This is a genomic window from Pelomonas sp. Root1217, assembly GCF_001425705.1.
In the GTDB taxonomy this organism is placed as follows: Bacteria; Pseudomonadota; Gammaproteobacteria; order Burkholderiales; family Burkholderiaceae_C; genus Pelomonas.
The window spans coordinates 386,565-408,429 of sequence record NZ_LMDC01000001.1 but is presented as its reverse complement, the minus strand read 5'-3'; the positions used below and the strand labels follow the sequence as shown (position 1 = coordinate 408,429).

The 21,865-nt window shown below is 66.6% G+C and carries 13 protein-coding genes; 4 read left to right on the top strand and 9 right to left on the bottom strand.

Features of this window, described 5'->3' with window-relative positions; genetic code table 11:
- Window positions 1–548: 548 nt before the first annotated feature.
- The 7 genes from ASC95_RS31595 to ASC95_RS01930 form a co-directional block, all read right to left on the bottom strand.
- Window positions 549–827 (bottom strand): hypothetical protein, encoded by a 279-nt coding sequence (locus ASC95_RS31595; RefSeq protein WP_235537659.1) that lies wholly within the window; start codon window positions 825–827, stop codon window positions 549–551.
- Entirely contained in the window at window positions 824–9,442 is an 8,619-nt protein-coding gene (locus tag ASC95_RS01955) for a LysM peptidoglycan-binding domain-containing protein (RefSeq protein ID WP_235537658.1), read from the bottom strand. The genes ASC95_RS31595 and ASC95_RS01955 overlap by 4 nt, the downstream gene beginning before the upstream one ends.
- Window positions 9,429–10,592: a DUF6531 domain-containing protein gene (locus ASC95_RS30335; RefSeq protein WP_157255912.1), complete on the bottom strand. Its 1,164-nt coding sequence runs from the start codon at window positions 10,590–10,592 to the stop codon at window positions 9,429–9,431. The genes ASC95_RS01955 and ASC95_RS30335 overlap by 14 nt, the downstream gene beginning before the upstream one ends.
- A 75-nt stretch (window positions 10,593–10,667) precedes the next feature.
- On the bottom strand, window positions 10,668–11,705 hold the full coding sequence (locus ASC95_RS01945; protein ID WP_057296106.1) for a dienelactone hydrolase: 1,038 nt from the start codon (window positions 11,703–11,705) through the stop codon (window positions 10,668–10,670).
- 96 nt (window positions 11,706–11,801) lie between these two features.
- Window positions 11,802–12,848 (bottom strand): AraC family transcriptional regulator, encoded by a 1,047-nt coding sequence (locus tag ASC95_RS01940; protein ID WP_057296105.1) that lies wholly within the window; start codon window positions 12,846–12,848, stop codon window positions 11,802–11,804.
- Window positions 12,835–13,617 carry a ZIP family metal transporter gene (locus ASC95_RS01935; protein WP_057296104.1) on the bottom strand — a complete coding sequence of 261 codons (783 nt, stop codon included), beginning with the start codon at window positions 13,615–13,617 and terminating at the stop codon, window positions 12,835–12,837. The genes ASC95_RS01940 and ASC95_RS01935 overlap by 14 nt, the downstream gene beginning before the upstream one ends.
- A gap of 70 nt (window positions 13,618–13,687) precedes the next feature.
- Window positions 13,688–14,548 carry a dienelactone hydrolase family protein gene (locus ASC95_RS01930; protein WP_057296103.1) on the bottom strand — a complete coding sequence of 287 codons (861 nt, stop codon included), beginning with the start codon at window positions 14,546–14,548 and terminating at the stop codon, window positions 13,688–13,690.
- 62 nt (window positions 14,549–14,610) lie between these two features.
- Between ASC95_RS01930 and ASC95_RS01925 the strand changes: the two genes are divergently transcribed.
- The gene (locus ASC95_RS01925) at window positions 14,611–16,104 is read left to right on the top strand and encodes a Ppx/GppA phosphatase family protein (protein WP_057296102.1); all 1,494 of its coding nucleotides are present in this window, start codon (window positions 14,611–14,613) and stop codon (window positions 16,102–16,104) included.
- Window positions 16,105–16,215: 111 nt separating this feature from the next.
- Window positions 16,216–16,620, top strand: coding sequence for a GFA family protein (locus tag ASC95_RS01920; protein WP_057296101.1), 405 nt, complete (start codon window positions 16,216–16,218; stop codon window positions 16,618–16,620).
- Here ASC95_RS01920 and sixA read toward each other — a convergent pair.
- Together sixA and ppk1 are read right to left on the bottom strand one after the other, a co-directional pair.
- On the bottom strand, window positions 16,617–17,078 hold the full coding sequence (sixA, locus tag ASC95_RS01915) for a phosphohistidine phosphatase SixA (RefSeq protein WP_057296100.1): 462 nt from the start codon (window positions 17,076–17,078) through the stop codon (window positions 16,617–16,619). The genes ASC95_RS01920 and sixA overlap by 4 nt on opposite strands.
- Window positions 17,079–17,084: 6 nt before the next feature.
- Entirely contained in the window at window positions 17,085–19,136 is a 2,052-nt protein-coding gene (gene ppk1, locus ASC95_RS01910; RefSeq protein ID WP_057296099.1) for a polyphosphate kinase 1, read from the bottom strand.
- Window positions 19,137–19,199: 63 nt separating this feature from the next.
- Between ppk1 and ASC95_RS01905 the strand changes: the two genes are divergently transcribed.
- Window positions 19,200–20,075: a hypothetical protein gene (locus tag ASC95_RS01905; RefSeq protein ID WP_057296098.1), complete on the top strand. Its 876-nt coding sequence runs from the start codon at window positions 19,200–19,202 to the stop codon at window positions 20,073–20,075.
- Window positions 20,072–21,799, top strand: coding sequence for a single-stranded-DNA-specific exonuclease RecJ (gene recJ, locus ASC95_RS01900; RefSeq protein WP_057296097.1), 1,728 nt, complete (start codon window positions 20,072–20,074; stop codon window positions 21,797–21,799). Before ASC95_RS01905 ends, recJ begins: the two co-directional genes overlap by 4 nt.
- Window positions 21,800–21,865: the final 66 nt, after the last annotated feature.

The following is a 21,865-nucleotide window of genomic DNA, read 5'->3' as shown; positions in this document are numbered from 1 at the left end:
CCCGCAGCGTGAGCCAGATGGGGTTGGAGCGTGTCGCGCGTGGCGACCACGGGCACGTAGCCACAAGACCTGTGCGGGGCCGTCGCGCCCCGCAATGAGTGGACGGGCTGGGGAACAGACGGTTGTCTGGGACGGTGAATGCCGCCAGGGTGGCGAGTTCGGCGCTTCAAACGCTGAGTTCAAGGCCTTGATCCTGATGGGTGACTGGTGCGCTGTGGCCCAGCCAATACTGCGAGAACCAAGTGCGCGGTGAGTTCGACGCCGGGGAATGCAGTCTTGAAGGAGAAAAGGTGCGCTCTTACGGTGCAGGGGCGCGGGTTTGCCACTTGACGGGGGCGGCTAATGGGTAACCTCGAACCTCGCGCGAACCTTGTGTGAACCTTGCGGACATTGCGAACCTTGACCTCGAACCTCTTTGACCCCGAGCCTCTTGCGAGCCTGCTGAGAATAAGCTCGCGCATCACGCCTTTTGCTTTGAACAGGGTCCGATTTCGAAGGGGAACACAATCACATGGGACCCAACACCTAAATTGCCACAATGAGCAACCCTACGCAGGAGCAAATATTTCCGCGAACAGCTGCTGTGCATATTTTTTCGCCTCGCCCTCATCTTCTGCGCATAACACGTCGCATTTTGCAAGCACAGCTCGCCATGAATACGTGTGCTCACTGAATGCGCGCTTGACCTCTTCCGAAAGGCCTCTCGCGAGCGATGGGCTAGACAGCATATGTTGTCGCAGTTGCGCAACTGCCTCAGCATCCGAAGCGCCGGTGCTTGCGGCAAAGTAACTCGCCAGCACGTGATCTATATAGAGAAAGTCTGTCATTTCCTCACCGGAAAGATTGTGATGGTTAGCCAAGTTCCGGACTGCGCGTGATAGTCGTAAACGCCTTGCACGTGCGTCAATGAGTCATGGTAGCGAAGCGGCCCAACACCGCCGACGGTGGAAATAACACGATCATATCCACGTCCAACTACTGTACCAGTATCCACCGCTTCAATAACAACCCGCGTAGCGCCGGGCGGCATGAACGCGATTGCTTGATCTAGGTACTTGTTTCGAATCAATAGGTCTGATTGGGCAAGCAATTGATCAGAGTAAAACGCCGATGAGGAGGGTGGAAGTCTGACTAACCCGTTGCTCGCCAACGCAACTGATCCGTCAGGTGCTACGCCAGTAACTGCTCGAGTGAATAACTGCTCATTTGTCACGGAGCCACCATGGCGAACGAGCGCGTGCCCTTCTCGACCTAGATCCGTCACGCGCGCAGCGACAAGGCCACTCGCCAAATCATCGCCCATGCGCACAACAGAACGGCCAACAGAGAACGTCGCGCCCAGCAGAGGAACGGCTCCAGCAAGGGATAGCCCTGCATCGAAATTCTTGCCCTCGTAGAAGTAGAGGCCCGCATCGACTATCCCGGCGAAGGCACCGACTAAAGCGAATGGACCATCGGCAAGGAGGTTGACGCCATCCAAGAAAAGATGCGCCTTTTCCATGCTGGACATTCGCAAGCTCTCAGGGAGAGGTAAGGCCACCTTGCGCGCCGCCATGTCCTCGGCAAAGGACTGGAATCGTGAGTAGGTGGCCGCCCGAACTGCTGTGTTCTCGGCCGTGCGCTCTACCTCATAGCGCTCCTGCAACTGGTCACGCACCCTGCGACTTTCCTCGGTCGGTGGGGCGTATGGGCTTGCGTCATAGACGGTGTGGCCGTCAGGCATCACATGCTTGAATTGGCCCGGACCAACCTGCTTGGTCACTGCTTGATTCGCGGCAAGCACCGCTTGGTCGCCATATCCGCCAGGCGCGTTGCCGTCAATGTATTGCCATCCATAATCGGTGAACTTCATGCCCGCACGTGGAGGAACACCGTTTCTGAAGGCCATACCCCTTTCATCATCAGCGGCTGGTGCGGCCTCCTGGTACCTCGTAAGTCTTGCGGTCTCAGCGTCAAACTGATCTAGCGCCTTGCTCGAGTTCACGTCGGACTGCGCGTTGGCCACCATGGAGTCGCCTAACGCGTTGCCAAGCGCGCTCTGCGCCGTCCCCCGCCATTCCAGCGCCGCAACACTTGCCCCGCCGATGCCAACATCGCTGCCCCAGCCGGCGAGCTGAAAACCGAGCGACGCCGAGAAGCTGTACCCACTGGTCAAGGTTTGAGCGCTTGACCAGAACCCACCCTGATTGACCGCAAGGCCCGAAGATCCCGAAGGCAGGCTATATCGGCTTGAGCCCTCCCCCGTTGGGATGTTGAGGCGGGGACCACTCGGATTGCCCAGCCGGGTTTTGCCCGAGGGCGGTGGCGGTGGCGGCGGCGCGAGGGAATATTTCTCGCTTTCCTTTTTGGCCGCATCCAGGCGAGCGTCGATTCCCTTCATCGCATAGAAGAAGTTCAAGTTGGCCGAAGCCATTGACGCCGCCTGCTCGGTTATCTGCATCATCCAATTGCCCATGGCCAGGTTGTTCATGGCGCTGCCGATGGAGCGCTGGATATCCTCGCCCAGCTTCTTGAACCCCGCCATATTGGCCTCGGACCAGTTCGGGTCCACCGCCCCGATAGCTTCGCCGGCGCTGTAGGGCCGCCAGGTCTGGCTGTTGTTGTGGATGTTGGTGACCTTGTTGGGGATCACCAGCACCTGGCCGGCCTTGAGCGCGCCATCGCCCAGCAGGCCGTTGGCCTCGGCGATGACGTACCAGAGGCTGGAATCGCCCCACAGCGACTGCGCGATGGTGCGCAGCGTCTCGCCGTCCTGGCGCACGGTGTAGCTGCCGGCGGCGCTGCCGGGGTAGCTGTCGTTGATGGGCTCGTAGTTCTGGTCGAAGTCGGCGCTGGTGGCCGGGCTGGGGCGCTTGTACCGCTCGCGGCGCTGATCGGCGGTCTCCGGGAAGCCCTTGCGGTGCAGTTGCTCGGCGTAGCTCACGCGCAGCTTGTCTTCGGGCGTGTTGCCCACGTCGCCGATCCGGTGGCCATCGGCGTAGTAGAAGTAGTGCGCCATCGAGCCGCTGGTGCGCTGCAGCACCTGGCCGTTGGCGTTGGTGCGGTAGCTCTGAGTCTGGCCGGTACCGGCGTCGGTGTTGCTCTTGAGATGGCCGTTGACGTCGTACTTGAGTGTGTTAGCCGTGTTTTGGTTGGCCGTGTACTTGGTGATGACGGTCTGCTTGGCGTCGTCCCAGTAGTCGTACTTGTAAGTCGTGGTGGTCGCAAAGGCACTCGCAATGTTGGCTGCAGGCTGCTGGACGACGCTGGCGAGTGCCCCGGTGCCCGTCTGGCTGGTCGTGGCGTCGGTCTTGTCCTTGTAATAGCTGTAGGTAACGGTGTAGTTCTTGCTCGTGTCGCTGAGGTTGCGGATGTCGCCCACGAAGCTCTGGGTGAGCAGCCGGTTGTCGTTGTCGTAGGTGCTTTGGGTGGACTGATGGTTGAAGATGTCGGTGAGCAGCGTGGTGCGGCCCACGTCATCGACCTTGCGCGTGGCAACAAGACCGTTGATGTACGCGGTGGTTTGCGCGGTGGTCAGCAGGTAGCCGTCCTGGCTGTAGGTATAGGTTTCGCTGACGGTTTGGGCGCCGGCGACGAGGTAAGGGTCGTTATAGGTGGCCAAGCGGCGCTGGCTGACCTTGTCGTAGCCCAGCAGCGTGCCCTCGGTGCCGCGCTTGATGACGATGCCGGTGTCGCCTGCGCTCGTGCCCCGCGCCGTGGTGGCCACGCCGACGGAAGTTTCCAGGCGTCCCTTGCTGACCGTGAAGCGGTTGAGCTTGTCGTAGGCGTACCAGTAGTCCTGCGTGCCCCCGCCCAGCAGCCCGGCCAGGCCGTCCCAGTAGGTGGCGGTGATGCGCCGGCGGTTGCCGACGGCGTCGAACTCGTAGGCCACGTCGAAGAAGTTGGCGTCACGCACGCGCGAGATGCGGTTGAGCTCGTCGTAGGTGATGGTGGCGTTCTGGTAGGCCGTGGCCTTGGTGCCGTTGACGAGGCTGAAAGTGCCTTCGGCGACGCGGTTGCCGGCGTTGTCGTAGGCGTACTCGCTGGTGATGCCTTGCGTGTTGTCGGTGAAGGAGCGGATGTAGCCGTTGGCGTAGTAGGTGTAGTCGACGCTCTGCGCGGCGCTCTGGCCCGTGTGCACGGTGCTGGTCTGCTTGACGAGCTGGGCGGCGCTGTTGAAGGTGTAGGTGAACTGCGCGCCGCTGAGGTCCTGGTGCCAGGTGGTGTGGCCGAAGTAGTCGACCTTGTCGATGAGGCTGCGCCCGTCGGCCTGCAGCGTGGTGCGCACATAGCCGCCGGTGATGGTGGCCGCGCCGCCGGCGCCAGCCACGCTGGTGATGCCGGTGGCGCCGGCCTGGCGCAGCTCGTAGGTATAGCCAGTGATAAAGCCGCTGCCGGAGACGGTCTGCACGACGCGCTGCAGGGCGTCGTAGTCGGTGCGGGTGGTGATGTTGAGCGCGTTCGTGGCGGTCAGGCGCTGGCCGAGTTCGTCGTAGGCGTAGCTGTCGCTGAGGTCGCGGCCAGCGTCGAGCGCACCAGTCGTGGCATTGGCCAGGCGCTGCACGCCCTTGCGAGTAACGGTGGTGAGCAGGCCGCGCCTGTCGAAGTTGCGCTCGGTGACGGCGCCCTCGGCGTCGGTGATCTTGCGGGCGTCGCCGAAGATGTCGTACTGGCTCGTGCGGATGCCACCGCCAGTGGCGTTGTACGCGTCGGCATTGCCGCCGGCGGCGTCGAATTCGTTCACGACCAGGGCATCGTCGCCGCGGCTGCCGGCCAGGTATTGCACGCGGCTCAAGTTGCCATTGGCATCCAGCATGGTGGTGTGCCGGCCCAGCAGGTCGTAGCCGAAACGGGTCTCGGGGCGGGCTCGGTAGCGGTAGCCGTTTTCTGCGGTGACGAAGGTTTCGGGGTCGAGCTTGGCGATGAGCTGGCCCAGGGTGTTGTATTGCAGCGTGGTCTTGGCGCTGGCGAGTTGGTCGGCGGTCAGGGCAGTCAGCGCGGATTGGCTCTTGCTCTTGCGGTCGTCGTTGATGGCCGCAAGCATCCGCTCGGCCACGCGTTCGTCGCGTTCTTCCACCACGTCGCCGAAGGCGTTGAAGGATTGGAAGCGTTTGATGGTGACACTGGGTTGGTTGGACAGGACGGTGATCAGCTGCTGGACTTGCGGCGGTTTGCCGCCCGTTGCGTCGAAGACGATGCGGCCCGACTGGGTCAGTTCCACGCCCGCCTCATCCCGAAGGATGCGGCCCATGCCGTCATAGGGACGCAGGTCGTAGCTGTAGATCCCGCTGGTGCCGACGTAGCTGGCTGCATCGAACGTGAAGGTCGTATAGGCCGGCGTCGTAGCGGTCGCCGGTGTGTAGACGCTGCTGCTGGCGGGCAATTCGATGTCGCGGCCGGCAAAGGTCAGAGACGCGCCAACGGCCTGGCGTCCCTTGATGGTCAAGGTGACGGGCCGCTTGAGAGGATCCGCCGACTGCGAGTACGAGATCGTTCCGTCCTTGTAGAAAAGAACTCGCATCGTCGCCGAGCCGCCGCCGGCATACGGAATTGTGAACTTGGGTGTCGAATACTGGATCTGCAGGACTCGCGGGGACGGCTGCGACCCTGTTGGGCGGAGTTGCCATAGCGATATTTGTCCCGCGAACTGGCCATACACGGATTCGAACTGTCCTTCTCTGAGCAGTTGACCCGTCGCCTCGTCGGTCACGCTGAACTTGTATTGCGTGTACTGCCCCGGATTTACATAGGCGGGCTCCCCTGGCACTGAGATGGAGCCAGTGAAACGGTCTGTGTCGAACTGCGGATCGAAAGAAAAACTGACCGTGCCTTGCGCATCCACTGTGAACCGGCCACGTCCCAACGTGCGAGGCGCATCCGTCGAGTACGAGAACAACTGTTCACCCTTGCCTTTGAACGCTGACAGATCGATAGAAAAACTGTCGGAGCCGAAAGCGTAGAACGGGGGCCAGATTGAATCGGTACTCGGCACGTTGTGGCTGAAGTCCCAGGCGATCATTCTGACGCCCGGCACAGAAATATTCAGCCGTGGCGAAGCTCCGCTTGTGGCCGTGACTGCACCTTGAGGAATGATTGTCTCGTTGATGATGGTGGGCGTTGGCGGCGTCCAAGTCGGCACCCACTGCTCGTTGTAAAGGCCACCCATCGTCACCGCGCTCTTGAGCACATCGATCTGCGGATCGATGGTCTGGGTGATGAGGTTGCGGGAGTTGTAGACGCTGACACGCGAGTACAGCGGCAGGAAGGCGGTGTCGGCAGGGTTGCGCTTGCCGGATGTAGCCTGCTGCAGGGTGAGGCTACGCAGGTCGATGGCCACGTCCAGCCCGGCCACCTTGTAGGTCGCGTCGCCATTGCCGCGGATCTCGCGGGTCTGGTTGCCATTGGCGTCATAGACGTAGAACTTGATCGCCCCGTCACCCGCGTTGGTCTTCACAACCTTCCCCAGCGTGGAGTACTCGGCGAACTCCTCCCAGCCGTCGCCGATGCCCTTGGCGCTGAACTCGCCGAAGGCGTTGTAGCGGGTCTTGCGGGTCTCGGCCGCGGCCGCCTTGTCGCTCTCCCAGTGCTTTTCCACGACGATGCGCCCGGCCGCGTCGAACTCGTAGCTGGTGATGATGTCGCGCAGCTTGGGGGCGCTGGCGGTACTGTCCGAGCGGCGCACGTCCTTGTTCACGCGCCGGCTCAGGTTGCCGCTGGCGTCGTAGGCATAGGTCGTGATGGCGCCTGCCGCGTCCGTTGTCTGCACGAGCAGGCCGTTGGCGTCGTAGCCACTGAGCGTGACGCGGTCGTCCGTCTCGACGGTGGTGTCCTTGCCGCGCTGGATGCGCCGCTTGACCTGCCCCAGGCCGTCGTACTCGGTGTCGGTGGTGGGCCGAACGTCGGCGCCCTCGAAGTCTCTATAGCCCGGCGCCTCGCGCCGTGTCTCACGGCCCAGGCTGTCGTAGCTGATGTCGGTCTGCTCCCAGGTCAGGGTCGTGCCGACCTCCGCCGCCAGCGCCTGGGTCTGCGTGACGGCGCCCAGGCCGTTGTACTGGTAGCGGGTGATGGCGGTCGTCGTGCTCTGCGTGCGGGTGCCGCTGGCGTCGATGGTGTCCTGCGCCACGTTCAAGAGGCGCTGCTCGGTGACGCGGTCCAGTCGGTCCAGGCTGACCTCGGTGATGCGGTTTTGCTCGCCGGTAGGCACGAACTGCCCGGTGATGACGGGGATGAGCTGCGCCGGGTCGTTGGTGGCGCCGGCGCTGGCCAGCTTGTTAGCCTGGCGGGCGTAGCCGCCGGGCAGCATCGCGGCGTAGCGGGTTTGTTTGGTAGCGACGTTGCCTGCGTGGCCGTACTCCCACGCGATGGCCGCGCCGCCGGCGTCGATCGACAGGGTCCGCCGGCCGTTGCCGTCGAAGTACTCGAAGCTGGAATTGTCGCGCCCATCCTTGCGCTCGGTCAGGTTGCCCACCGCGTCGTAGAAGAAGCTCTGCAGCACCGTGTTCAGCGGCGTCAGGCCGCTGATGACGAGGTTGGTGCCGTCACCGCTGCTCCAGGCGTAGAGGTTATCCAGCGAGGTCTGGGTCTTGCGGTTGAGCGCGTCGTACAGGGTGCGCAGCGTGCGGTCGTTGGCGGTGTCGGCGGTGACCGCAGGCGCGCTGCCCACCGGGTCGAGGGTCACGCCGTCGGCGATGCGCGTGGCGTAGACGGTTTGCATGATCTGGTTGCCCGCGGCGTCGTAGCTGGCGCGCGAGGCGACGCGGTCGGCGCTGATCTCCAGCGTCTTTTGGTTGAGCGCGTCATACCAGGCCACGGAGCGCCTGCCACCATTGACGGTGAGGCCGTCGGCCTGGAGCTGGCCATGGCTGACCTGCTCGATGAGGTTGCCGCGGGCGTCGTAGCGCATCGCGTCGGCCGGCGTGACGGTGCTGGTGCTGCCGTCAGCGGCGGTGGCCGTGTAGCTCATGCCGATGCGCCGGACCAGGCGGTCGTTGGCGTCGTAGGCCATCTGCGTTGTGCGCTGTTCGGTCAGCCCCTTGGCCTCGATGCTGACGATGCGGTTGCCGCGGCTGTCGTATTGGTATTCGTTGACGACGTCCTTGAGCGCACCGGTGCCGTCCTTGGCCTGCACGGGCAGGGTTTCGGTGAGCAGGCGCCCGAGGCGGTCGTAGGTGTAGGTGACGGTGGCGCCGAGCTTGTTCTTGACGCTCAGGCGCTGGCCGAAGGCGTCCAGCGCGTCGCTACCTTCAAGGTAGTTCTCGGCGTCGGTTTCCTTGAGCAGGCGGCCGTTGCGGTCGTAGGTGCGGCTCGTGAGGGCGTCGGCCGTGGCGTTGGTGAGCACGTAGGCACCATTGGCCTGCGCCGAGGTGGCCAGAACGACGGCTTGGCCGCCCGACAGCGTGCCTTGCACTTTGGCATCCACGCGCAGGCTGCTGGTGAGGTTGCCGAAAGCGTCGTAGCCATAGGCGGTGAGGTAGCGCTGTGCATCGACTGATTGCAGCAGGCGCCCGGTCTTGTCGTAGACCTGATAGCGCTTGAACCCGCGCGCATCGGTGATGACGCTGGCGCGGCCGAAGGCGTCGTAGTCCGTCGCGGTGACGCCGCCCAGCGCGTCGGTGACTGTCGTGACGCGGCCGGCGGCGTCGTAGCCGTAGTCGGTGGTGTAGAGCTTGCGCAGCGCGGTTTGCGCCGCGGCCTTGGCGTCGGCGGCCAGGGTGGAGAGGTCCGTGGCGTAGCCCAGCCGCACGCGCTCGGCCTGCTCCCAGGCGCCGGTGCCTTCGGCCAGCGCGACGCCGCGGGGGTCGATCTCGTGCCACAGGCGACCTTGGGCGTCGTATTCGTAGCGCGTGGTGCTGGCCAGCGCCGTGCCGTCGGCGCGAGTGATCGAGATGCGTTGGCCGGCGCCGTTGTAGGCGTAGCGCGTCGTGCTGGCTTGCCCAACCACGTTGCTAGCCAGGACCTCGGTCTCCAGCTGGCCGGCGGCGTCGTAGGTGAACTGGGTCTGCACGCCATTGCCATCGGTCTCAACGCTCAGTCGCCCGGCGCGGTCGAGTTCACGGATGACGCTGGTCGCCGCACCCAGACCCGGAAGTGCAGCCGTCAACGTGTTCAGCGCAGGGGCAAAGGCAGCAGGCGTGTAGCTGCTGCTGCCATTCAGCCGGCTGGCGTAGCGCAGCGTCGTCATGCGGGCATTGGCGTCGTCGTAGCGCGTCTCGGTGACATAGCCTTCGGCGTCCACCGCAAAGCGTTGGCGGCCTGCGGCGTCGTAGGAAAATTGAGTAACTCGGCCGTTGAGCGGTGGAATCTCCTCCATGTTGTCGATGTAGCTGACCGTCTGACCTGGCGGCAAATTGGCCGCACGCAAAACGGCAAACTCAGCCCGAACGGACTGCCAGTCCGTCGTCGGCTCGACAATCGTTGCCGCCAAGCCACTGGCGCGCGACGTGCCCTTTTCATAGATAAACACTCGCGCGCCGGTGGCAGTCGACTCCATCTCGATGCTGTACGTCTTGCCCGGAACGTAGACCCCGATGTCCACCTCCACGAACGTTCCGGTGGGTATGTTCGCTTCTAGCTGTCGGCGCTGGGTATAGACGTGTCCGTTGTTCTTGAAAATCAGGGCCGCTCGGCTCATACCACCAGCCCCATCCTTGAGCATGATGTGCATCAACTGCTGGAGGTGAACCGGCTGATAGTCGAGTTTGAGTACTGACCCCACCGGCATCTGCTTTGGGCTGGTCATGAGCGCATAGCCGCCGTTTGGCAGGGGCTCGCTGACCAGCTTGAGCCTTCCGGCTTCCCAGATGCCGACGGAACCCCCGAGCCCGTCCATGTCCTTGTTGAACTCGCGTTTGGTTGGCGAATAGATCGCCGCGAGGTCCGCCTCGCTCGGCACGGCGCCGACGCTCCAGGTCCAAGGCTGCTCGTGCTCCACGCTCGCCACGATCCGGCCTGCCGCGTCGTAGCGCCGCTCGCTCACGAAACCTTCTGCATTGACGACGAACCGCTGATTGCCAACCTTGTCGTAGGCGTAGCGGATGACGTGAGCTGATCAGGCCAGCGCCGTCGTAGTCGACCTTGACGAAGTTGCCTTGGGCGTCAGTGATCTGATTGAGCCGGTAGATCTCCCCGTCGACATTGGCGTAGGTTTCTGTCGTGCCGGTATCGCCATCGGTCCAGGTCCAGACGCCAGCGCTGTAGCTCAGGCTGTCGAACTGGCCCGAGCCCTCGGCCGTGAAGTACTTGCCGCTGGCGGTATCAAAGGCGTACGACGCCTCGTGGCCGTCCGCATCGGTGCGCTTGATGCTGCTGCCGGCGGTGTTGACGGTGCCCACGCGGCCCGACACGCGCCGGTAGTAGCCGACGCGCCAGCCATCCCCGTTATCACCATCCCAACCGCCCTGACTGTTGTAGGTACGGAGCAGGTCGACGTCGGGGCCGACGCCGACCAGGTATTCGTCGCGGTCCTGGATGACCAGGTTGCCGTTGGCCGCGTTGACGGTGATCTGTTCACCGGCTCGCCCCGTGGCGGCCTGTCCCATCCCGCCTGCCCCGCCCAACACGTCCTTGGAGGTGTTGATCAAGCCGTTGCCATTGCCGGTGACCACTGAAACCATGTCTCTCTCCCCAAGGATCGGTATTGCTTGGTAATCCAGGGATGGGATGGACGGTTTAGTGATTGTTTCAAATAGTCACATCTTGGCCTGAAGCAGATGCCTGCGAAAGAAGGCCACGCAGGCCTGCACCCATACCGTCGTTGCGGCAGGGCGATCAAAGCCCCGCGGGTCGCACAACAGTTCGCATTCCAGGCGGCCGAGGTTGCTGGCGGCTGGAGGCGGTGCAAGCAAGGCGCCATGGCCGGCGCCTGGCAGCGCAGCGATCAACTCGCAGCCCTGGCAGGCGGCGAGCACCCGGTCGCTGTGAAAGCGCGGCAGCAGCCAGCGGTCGCCGTCGGCGGTGATCAGGCCCAGCGGCACGCGCGGCTTGGCGAGGGTCGCCAGATCGAAGTCGGCTGCCGCCGGCACACCAGCCACGACGGCGGCGATGCGCGGGTCGTTGTGGACCTGCGGCGTCGCGTCACGGAACTTCCAGTCGAGCACGTGCCGGGCCACCCAGAGCTTGAGGCCGTCAAGCGCGCCGCCGGTCAGCCGCGTGGCCAGGCCGATGCAGCTGTAGAAGTCTTCCGCGAGGTCCTTCTCGCAATGGGCGCGAAAGCGCTCGGGCGACCAGGCGCCGCCGGCCAGGCTGAGCATGGTGTGGCCGCCGGCCGACATGCCGAAGCCACCGACGCGGTCCAGCTTCAGGCCGGCAAAGCGTGGGTCGGCGACGACGCGGTCGATGGCATGGCTGATCTCGGCGGGGCGCTGTTTCCAGCTGTCGGGGCCGGGGCGGCCGGGGTCAGTCCAGTTGTCGCCGCGGTGCAGGGGCAGCACGACCGTGAAGCCGGCCTCGACCAGGGCCTTGGCCAGCGTCGTGTGCACCCAGGGGCCGCCGCCCGAGCCGTGCGAGATGGCGATGAGGCGGCCGTTGCCGGGTGCCGGTGGCGCGTCGGGCGCGAGCATCAGCTGCAGGTCGCCGCGGGTTTCAGGGCGGCCGCCGGCGGCGGCGGTGGGATAGAACAGCGTGACGGCGCCGCCGTCATCGTCAGCCGGCAAGGTCAGTGTGCCGACGGTGGCGGCGTGCGCGGAGGCGCTCAGCGCCAGGCTGATGAGCAGGAAGCGGAAGAACATGGCTGGCTCCTCGGGAGTTGAGAAGCCCTCAGCCTCAACCACCCGGCCCGCCACGTCTGGCCGAAAACCGCCGTTTGCAGGTTTCGGCGCTGCTTTTTAAGAATCGGCCAGTGCTTTCTGGCGGAATTCGGTGGGCGTCAGGCCGGTATCGGCCTTGAAAGCGCGGTTGAAGGGGCCGATGGAGCCAAAGCCCACGTCCAGCGCGATGGTCAGCACCGGCAGGCTGCGCTCGGCCGGGTCGGCCAGGCGGCGCTTGGCCTCGGCCAAACGCAGGCCGTTGACGAAGGCATTGAAGTTGCGGTGGCCCAGGCCCTGGTTGATGACGCGGCGCAGCCGGTACTCCGGCGTGCCGAGCCGCTCGGCCAGGCTGGCCAGGCTCAAGCCCTCCTGGGCGTAGCCGCGGCCCTCGCCCATCAGCGTGGCCAGCGCGGCGGCTATCGCCCGGTCCTGCGGGTCCTCCGCCGGCGGCGCGGGAGGCGGCGGCGCTGCGACAGCTTCGTCCCACAGGCCCGACAGGCGCGGCCGCAGCAGCTGCCAGGCGATGAGGCTGGTCAGCGTCAGCAGCATGGCCACGTCGCCAAGTGCCGCGGCACCGCTCAACGCGCCGTCCGGTGAGCCGATGCGCAAAGCCACCATGACGACGGCATAGCTTGCGCCACCGCCGACGACGAGGCCGCGCAAGCGCCGGCGCTTTTCGACCAGGTCCACCCGCCATGGCCCCACCACGGCGGCCAGGCCCAGTGCCGCGAAAGCGATGGGCAAGGCCCGCAACAGCACGAAGGCGGGCCACCAGCCCCACCACAGGCAGATCGTCGCGCCGTACAGCGCGACGGCGGCCCACAGCGCGGCATGCCAGGCGCGCAGGCGAAAGCCGTCCTCGAAGACGGCGCGCGCGAACAGCCAGAACAGCACGGCGGAGCCGAGCGAGATGCCGATGCCGGGTGCCTGGGCGGCGCAGCGCAGCTCGTGCTCGACCCAGGGCGAGGCAGAAACCGCCTGCACAGCAGACGACAGCGACAACGCGATGCCCGTGCGCACGAGATCGGCGTGCCGTGGGTGCCGCCAATGCGGCAGCAACACCAGCACAACGAGGATCAGCACGGCAACCAGCGCGCCGCGCAGCCCTGCGTCAATGAGTGCCATGCAGCAGCTGGGACACCGCGAAGGCCACGCCCAGGCCCACGCCCAGCCACGCGACCTGGGCAATGGTCTCGCGCCAGGCCAGGCGCTGCTGCAGCTGGGGCAGCAGGTCGGCCACCGAGATGTAGATGAAGCTGCTGGACGCCAGCACCAACAGATAGGGCAGCACGCCCTCGAAGCCGCCGATCAGGAAGTAGCCCAGCACGCCGCCCACCACCGCCGCCATGCCCGAGATCGCGTTGAACAGCAGTGCCTTGCCGCGGCTGAAGCCGGCGTTGAGCAGCACGATGTAGTCGCCCACCTCCTGCGGGATCTCGTGCGCGACGATGGCCAGTGCCGTGGCGAAGCCCAGCCGCGTGTCGGCCAGGAAGGCGGCCGCGATGATGGCGCCGTCGCAGAAGTTGTGGATGCTGTCGCCCACCAGCACGGTCAGGCCGCCGCGGCCGGCCTGCTCGGCGTCGAAGTGGTGATGGTGATGGTGGCCATCGCCTTCGTGATGGTGAACGTGGCGGTAAAGCTCCACCTTCTCCAGCAGCCAGAAGAACAGCAGGCCGCCCAGCAGCACGGCGAACAGCACCTGCGGTTTGGCGGTGTGGCTCTCGAAGGCCTCGGGCAGCACGTTCAGCAGCGAGGTGCCCAGCAGGATGCCGGCCGACAGGCTGACGAGGCTCTTGACGAGGCGGGTCAGCACGCCGACGGTCAGGCTCGCGGCAACGAGCACCGACAGCAGCCCGCCCGCGAAGGTGGCGAGCACGATGTAGAGAAGGGTCATGGAATCAGGCAAAAGCAACGGGCCACAGCCATGGACTGCGGCCCGAGGGGCGGTCAGCGTAGCAGACGGGTCAAGCCACACCGTTTTTGCGGAACCAGGCCAGCGCCCGCGCCCAGGCGTCGTCGGCCGCAGCCTTGCGGTAGCTGGGGCGGTAGTCGGCATAGAAGCCATGCGGCGTGTCGGGGTAGACGACGAACTCGCATTTCGTGTTGCCCGCCGCCTTGAGCGCGACTTCGAGCTGGGTGAGCGTCTCTACCGGGATGCCGCCATCGGCCGCGCCGTACAGCGCTAGCACCGGTGCCTTGATGCTCGCCGCACGCTCGATGACGGTCTTGTCGCCAGCGTTGTAGTTGCGCGCCACCGGGCCGTACCAGGCGGCTGCAGCCGTCAGCTTGGGGTTGTGGGCGGCATAGGACCAGGTGGTGCGCCCGCCCCAGCAAAAGCCCGTGATGGCGAGCCTGCTCGTATCGCCGCCCTGGGCCGCCGCCCAGGCGACGGTGGCGTCCAGGTCGCCGTTGACCTGGGCGTCGGCCGCCTTGGCTACCACCTCGCTGATCAGCTTGGGAATGTCGGTGTAGGCGCCGGCATTGCCGTGGCGTGCGAACAGCTCGGGCGCGATGGCCAGGTAGCCCTGCTTGGCCAGCCGCCGGCAGACATCGGCGATGTGCTCGTGCACGCCAAAGATCTCGCAGGCCACCAGCACGACCGGCAGGTTCTTCCGGCCGGCGGGCGCCGCCCGGTAGGCCGGCATCTGGAAGTCGCCCACGGGGATACTGACGACGCCCGCCTCCAGGCCCAACGTGTCGGTGGTGATCGTCTGGGCCGTTACCGGCAGCACGGCCGCCGCGAAGCCGCTGCCCACCGTCGTCTGCACAAAGCTGCGGCGGCTGAAGTCGCGGGACGGCGCGAGGCTGTCGATCTCGTCTTTCAAGGTGGGGGCTCCAGGGTGAGATACGAAGGGAGCGTCAAATTTTGCCCCGACAATCCGCCGCCATGACGACGCGCCCTGATCCAGCCGGCCGAATCTGGGCCTCCATCGACCTCGGCTCCAACAGCTTCCGCCTGGAACTGGCCCGGCTGTCAGGCGAGCGCTACCAGCGCGTCAGCTACATCAAGGAGGCGGTGCGCCTGGGCGCCGGCCTGGATGCACAGGGCATGCTGACCGAAGAGGCGATGCAGCGCGGCCTGAATTGCCTGCAGGGCTTCGGCGAGCAGCTCGTGGGCATCGCGCCGGAGCGCATCCGCGCCGTCGCGACGCAGACCCTGCGCGAGGCGCGCAACCGCAACGCCTTCCTGGCGCGCGCCGAAGCCGTGCTTGGCCATCCCATCGAGGTCATCGCCGGCCGCGAGGAAGCACGGCTGATCTTTGCCGGCGTCGCCCGGCTGCAGCCCTCGGACAAGCCCCGCCTGGTCATCGACATCGGCGGTCGCTCCACCGAAATGATCCTGGGCCACGGGCGCAAGCCGCTGCTGGCCGAGTCCTTCGGCGTCGGCAGCGTCGGGCTGTCGGTGCGCTTCTTCGCCGACGGCCGCTACACGGCCGAGGCCTTCCGCGCCGCGCAGGTGGCGGCCGGCGCCGAGCTGGAAGAAGCGCTGACCCTGTTCCGCCCCGAGCTCTGGCAGGAAGCCCTGGGTTCATCGGGCACCGTGGGCGCGGTGTCGCAGATCCTCGCCGCCAGCGGCAAGACCGACGGCCGCATCACGCCGGACGCGCTGCGCTGGTGCGTGGCCCAGTGCCTGGAGGCTGGTTCGCAGGACAAGCTGCAACTGCCCGGCCTCAAGGACGACCGACGCCCCGTCGTCGCCGGCGGTCTGTGCATCCTCTACACCCTGCTGACCCAGTTCGGCATCGACGAGTTGCTGCCCACGAAGGGCGCGCTGCGCCAGGGCGTCATCTTCGACCTGGCCGAGCGCCTGCAGCCCAGCGGCGCGCGCGACCCGCGGGCGGGCTCCGTCACCGAGCTGCAGGAACGCTTCGAGGTGGACGTGGCGCAGGCCGAACGTGTGGCCACGCAGGCCGAGCTGCTGTACCGCCAGCTCTCGCCCAAGGCCGCGCCCGAGCTGCTGCGCGAGCTGGGCTGGGCCGCGGCCCTGCACGAGGTTGGCATGCTGGTCTCCCACCACGACCATCACCGCCACAGCGCCTATGTCATCGCCCATGTCGACGCGGCCGGCTTCTCAACCAACCAGCTGCAGCGGCTGGCGGGCCTGGCCCTGGGCCAACGCGGCGGCCTGCGCAAGCTGGAGGCGCAGCTGAACGATCCCAGCTTGCTGGACCAGCTCATCGCGCTGCGCCTGGCGGTCATCCTCTGCCACGCCCGCACGCCGGTGGCAGTGGCGACGCCCAGGCTTGAACGCAAGGGCAAGCAGTTGACGCTGCACGGCCCCAAGGGTTGGTCGGGCGAGCAGGCGCGCACGCGCTACCTGCTGAAGGAAGAGGCCGAGGCCTGGTCGCGCACCGGCGTGCTGGAGCTGGCGCTCGCCTGACCTCCGGCATCCTTGGGATGTCAGGCTGCCGCCCGGTTGGGGACACTGCTGCCAAGACCTGACACCGCCGCTGGTGACCATCAGGGCCCGCCCCTTCCACAGGAGACAGCCATGCTCAAGACCTACACCGGTAGCTGCCACTGCAAGGCCGTGCGCTTCGAAGTCGACCTCGACCTCGCCGCCGGCACCGGCCGCTGCAACTGCTCGATCTGCTTCAAGACGCGCAACTGGAGCGCCAGCGTCAAGCCCGATGCCTTCCGGTTGCTGGCTGGCGAGGACGCGCAGAGCGACTACCAGTTCGGCTCGAACAGCGTGCACAACCTGTTCTGCAAGACCTGCGGCGTCAGGTCCTACGGCCACGGCTATATCGAGGAAGTGGGCGGCGCCTTCGTGTCGGTCAAGGTCAATTGCCTGGACGACGTGACGCCCGAGGAGCTGGTCGCAGCGCCCATCCAGTACTTCGACGGGCTGCACAACAACTGGTGGCACAAGCCCGAAGAAACACGGCACCTCTAGAGCGCGTCCGGCCCCTGCACTGCATGCAGGGTGACCTCCGGCTCTCCGTCGCGCTGGCGCCAACGCAGCCACCACACGGCGCCCTTCTTGACGGCCCACTCCTGCTCCACGCCGGCCAGCAAATGGGCAGCCAGCTGGCCAAGCGTCGGCTGGTGGCCGCAGATCAGCACCGGCTCGGCCGACCTGGGCCAGCGCGAGGCCTCGATGAGGGCCGAGATCGGTGCATCGGGCGCAATCGACGGCAGGATGCGCACCTCGCGGCCCAGGGCCTCGGCCGTCTGCCGGCAGCGCAGCGCCGGGCTGACGAGCACACGCGTCGTCGCGGCCAGGCGGTGATTGAGCCAGGCCGCCATGCGCCGGGCCTGGCGCTCGCCCTTGGGGGTCAGCGCGCGCTGCAGGTCATCCTGGCCGGTCGCGGCAATCTCGGCTTCGGCATGGCGCCACAGGATCAGGTCCATGGCGGTCTACCCTTCCGAATAGCGTCGCATCAAGGCCTGCTGGGCGCTGACGCCGCTGTCGCTGATGCGCGCCGAGCGGCCATCGGGGCCGAGCTGCCAGGCGTCCATGGTGTCGTGCAGATAGGGCTGCAGCGCCTCGTCGATGACGCGCTGGCGCAGGCGCGCGTCCTGCACCGGCCAGGCCACCTCGATGCGGCGGAACATGTTGCGGCTCATCCAGTCGGCGCTGGACAGGAAGAGGGCTTCGCCATCATCGGCATCGGCCCAGCGGAAATACAGCACCCGCGTGTGCTCCAGGAAGCGCCCGACGACGGAGCGCACGACGATGTTGTCGCTGACGCCCGGCAGCCCCGGCGGCAGCATGCAGGCGCCGCGCACGATGAGGTCGACCTTCGCGCCAGCTTGGGCCGTGCGCAGCAGGCCGTGGATGAGTTCAGCGTCGGTCAGCGCATTGATCTTCACGACCACGCGCGCGCCCTTGTAGCCGGCCAGCGCCGCGGCCTCCACCTGGGTCAGCAGCTCCAGCATGCGGCTGTGCATGTTGAAGGGCGCCAACAGCATGCGCCGCAGCGCCTTGAACTTGCCCAGCGACGCAAGCTGGCGAAACACCGAATCGGCGTCGGCCGTCAGGTCGGCATCGGCCGTCAGCAAGCCGAGGTCGGTGTACAGGCGCGCCGTCTTCGGGTTGTAGTTGCCAGTGGAGACGTGGCCGTAGCGGCGCAGCTTGCCGTTCTCGCGCCGCGTGATCAGCAGCAGCTTGGCGTGGGTCTTGTAGCCGACGATGCCGTAGACGACCTGGGCGCCGACGGCCTCCAGCCGCTCGGCCCAGTTGATGTTGGCCTCCTCGTCGAAGCGCGCCTTCAGCTCCACGACGGCCATCACTTCCTTGCCACGCCGTGCCGCCTCGATCAGCAGGTCCATCAGCTCCGACTTGGCGCCGGTGCGGTAGATGGTCTGCTTGATGGCCAGCACCTCGGGGTCGACCACGGCCTCGCGCAGCATCTGCACGACGGGATCGAAGCTCTCAAAGGGGTGATGCAGCAGCACATCGCCCTTCTTGAGCTTCTCGAAGATGGACTTGTGGCGCGGCAGCCGGCCAGTCGGCCAAGCTGGCTCGAAAGGCTTGAAACGCAGCGCCGGCGCGTCGGTCTGGTCGATCAACTCGTTCAGGCGCACGAGGTTGACCGGCCCGTTGACGCGATAGAGCGCCGCATTGGGCAGGCCGAACTGCTCGAGCAGGAATTCCGACAGCTCGGCCGGGCAGGTGTTGACGACCTCCAGCCGCACCGCACGGCCGAAATGGCGCGTCGTCAGCCCCGAGCGCAGTGCGTGGCGCAGGTTGGCGATCTCCTCCTCGTCGACCTCGAGATCGGAGTCGCGCGTGACACGAAACTGCGAGAAGGCCTCGACCTTGCGGCCGGGAAAAAGCTCTTCGAGGTGGGCGCGGATGACGCTGGTCAGCAGCACGAAGGCCTGGCGGCCCTCGCTGAGGTTGGCTGGCAGCTTGATGACGCGCGGCAGCACCCGCGGCACCTTGACGATGGCGATGCGGTTGTCCCGCCCGAAGGCGTCCTTGCCCGACAGCCGCATGATGAAGTGCAGCGACTTGTTGGCCACCTGAGGGAAGGGGTGGGCCGGATCCAGGCCCACGGGGACCAGCAGCGGCCTGACCTCGCGCTCAAAGTACTTGGCCACCCAGTGCCGCTGCGGCTCGTCTCGGTCGGCATGGTTGAGCACGACGATGCGCCGCTTGCGCAGCAGCGGCGTGAGCTGCTCGTTGAAGATCAGGTATTGCTCGTCGATCAGCGTGTGCGCCGCGCGGCCGACGCGGTCGACGTCCTGGCTTGTCATGGTGCTGAGCGGGTCGCGCACGGCCTCCAGCATGTCGGCAAAGCGCACCTCGAAGAACTCGTCCAGGTTGCTCGACACGATGCAGACATAGCGCAGCCGCTCCAGCAGCGGCACATCTTCACGCTGGGCTTGGGCAAGGACGCGACGATTGAATTCAAGAATGGCCTGCTCACGGTTGAGCAGCTTCAGCGGGGTCGGGTCGGTCATGAAGAAAAGTGTATGAAGCTTGTGTGACAACGGCTTGAAATGCCCCCGGGATAATCCGGACCCATGCATCTGATGATCCCCCATGCCAGCGCGCTGGACGAAGCCGCGCGGCATGCCTTCGGCACCCTGCCCCTGCCCAACCTGGCTGCGCAGCTGAACCGGCTCACTCCAGCCGAGACCTGGGGGAGCGACGAGTTGTCGCCGCAGCCACCGCATCACGTTGCGCTGGCCGCACTGCGCCAGCAGGCGGAGCCAAGCGCCGCAGCCTGGGCCGTCGAGGCCGGGCCCGAACTGGCCTGGGCGCTGATGAGCCCCGTGCACCTGGCCGTCGGCACCGATGGCGTCGATGTGCTGCCGCCCGCGGCGCTGCGGCTGTCCGAATCCGATGCGGCCCGCTTTGCCGCGCTGCTGCACGAGCTTTGGGCCGCAAGCGAGGGCTGGCACTGGCGGCTGCTGGACGCGACGCATTGGGCCATCGGGCATCCAACGGCGCTGGATGGCATCCACGCTGCGAGCATCGAGCGCGTTGTCGGGCGGCCCATCGAGCCCTGGCTGCCGCCAAGCCGCGTGCTGCGCCGCTGGCAAAACGAGGCCCAGATGCTGCTGCATGAGCATGCACTGAACGCCGAGCGCGAAGCACGCGGCGAACACGTGATCAATTCGGTCTGGATCGGCGATATTGGGCGCTGCAATGGCCGGCCAGCCGGCGTGACGGTGGATGCGCGGCTGACCGAGCCGCTGCTGAATGGCGACCTCGCCGCCTGGGCCGAAGCCTGGCAGCGCCTGGATGCCGGCCCGCTAGCTCAACCCCTGACCAGCCTGACGCTGTGCGGCGAACGCTTCGCGCGTCGTTTCACGACCCAGCCGCTGTCCTTCGTCGACAAGTTGAAGCGGCGCTGGCAGACGCCCGATGTGAGCGCCGTGCTGGAGGCGCTATGACTTCGCCCCGCCTTGTCGAACGCGACGTGCCACCGCGCACGGCCTGGGCGCTGGAACAGGCCGGCGTCGCACCCCTGATGGCCCGCCTGCTCGCGGCCCGCGGCGTGCGCGAGGCGGGCGAGCTGGACGAGAGCCTGGCCCAGCTGCTGCCGCCCACTGACCTGAAAGGCCTGCTGGAGGCCGGCCGGCTGCTGGCCGACGCCATCCAGGGCGGCGAGCGCCTCGTCATCGTCGCCGACTACGACTGCGACGGCGCCACGGCCTGCGCCGTCATGCTGCGCGGCTTGCGCCTGCTGGGCGCACAGCCCGAGCAGCTCGGCTATGTCGTGCCCGACCGCGCCGTGCATGGCTACGGGCTGACACCCACCATCGTCGACCTGGCGATGGCGCAGCGGCCCTCCCTGCTCGTGACGGTGGACAACGGCATCGCCAGCCTCGCCGGCGTGGCGCATGCCCGATCGCTGGGGCTGAAGGTGCTGGTCACCGACCACCACCTGCCAGCCCTGGTCGATGGCGTTGTCGTCGTCCCTGAGGCTTCGGCCATCGTCAACCCCAACCAGCCGGGCTGCACCTTCGCGAGCAAGTCACTGGCCGGCGTCGGCGTGGCCTTCTATGTGCTGATGGGCCTGCGCGCTGAACTCCGCTCCCGAGGCGCGTTCACGGAGGTACCGCGCCTGGACGGCCTGCTCGATCTCGTGGCCCTCGGCACCGTGGCCGACGTCGTCAAGCTCGACGCCAACAACCGCCGCCTCGTCGCCCAAGGCCTCAAACGCATGCGCGCCGGCCGTGCGCAGCCGGGCGTCATGGCGCTGTTCAGCGCGTCCAAGCGCGACGCGAGCAAGGCCCAGGGTTTCGACCTCGGCTTTGCGCTCGGGCCCCGCATCAACGCCGCCGGCCGCCTGGCGGACATGACGCTGGGCATCGAGACACTGACCACCGACGACCCCGAGCGCGCGCTGCAGCTGGCGACCCAGCTCGACGCCATCAACCGCGAGCGCCGCGAGATCGAGACTGGCATGCGCGAGATGGCCGAGGCGCGGCTGGACGCCCTGGTCGAGGCGCTGCAGGGCGCCCTGCCCCCCGCGGTGGCGCTGTTCGATGCTGACTTCCACGAGGGCGTCGTCGGCATCGTCGCCTCGCGGATCAAGGACCGCGTGCACCGCCCCACCTTCGTCTTCGCGCGCGGCGCCGACGGCAACCTCAAGGGCTCGGGCCGCTCCATCCCGGGTTTCCATCTGCGCGATGCGCTGGACCTCGTCAGCAAGCGCGAGCCCGAGCTGCTCGCCAAGTTTGGCGGCCATGCGATGGCGGCCGGCGCGACGCTGGCGGTCGACGACGTGAACCGCTTCGCGCTGGCCTTCGCGCGCGTGGCCGAGGAATGGCTCAACGAGCAGGACCTGACCCGCACGCTGCGCCACGACGGCTCGCTCGCACCCGATGCCGCCACGGCCGAGACAGCCCGGTTGCTGGACGCCCAGGTCTGGGGCCAGGGCTTCGAGGCGCCGGTGTTCTGTGATCGCTTCGAGCTGATCTCGCAGCGCCTCGTCGGCGAGAAGCACCTGAAGCTGCGCCTGCGCCGCGGCGCCCAGCTCATCGACGCCATCTGGTTCAACCATGTCGACATGCTGCCCGAGCGCGTCATGCTGGCCTACCGGCTGAGCCTGGACGAATGGCAGGGCCAGCAGCGTGTGCAGTACGTCATCGAAGCCTGCGCTGACAACTGAGATGTGACGGAGTTGGCAGAGCCGTGCGCCCTGCCACCCCAAGTCACCGGACTGTCACGGGAGCTT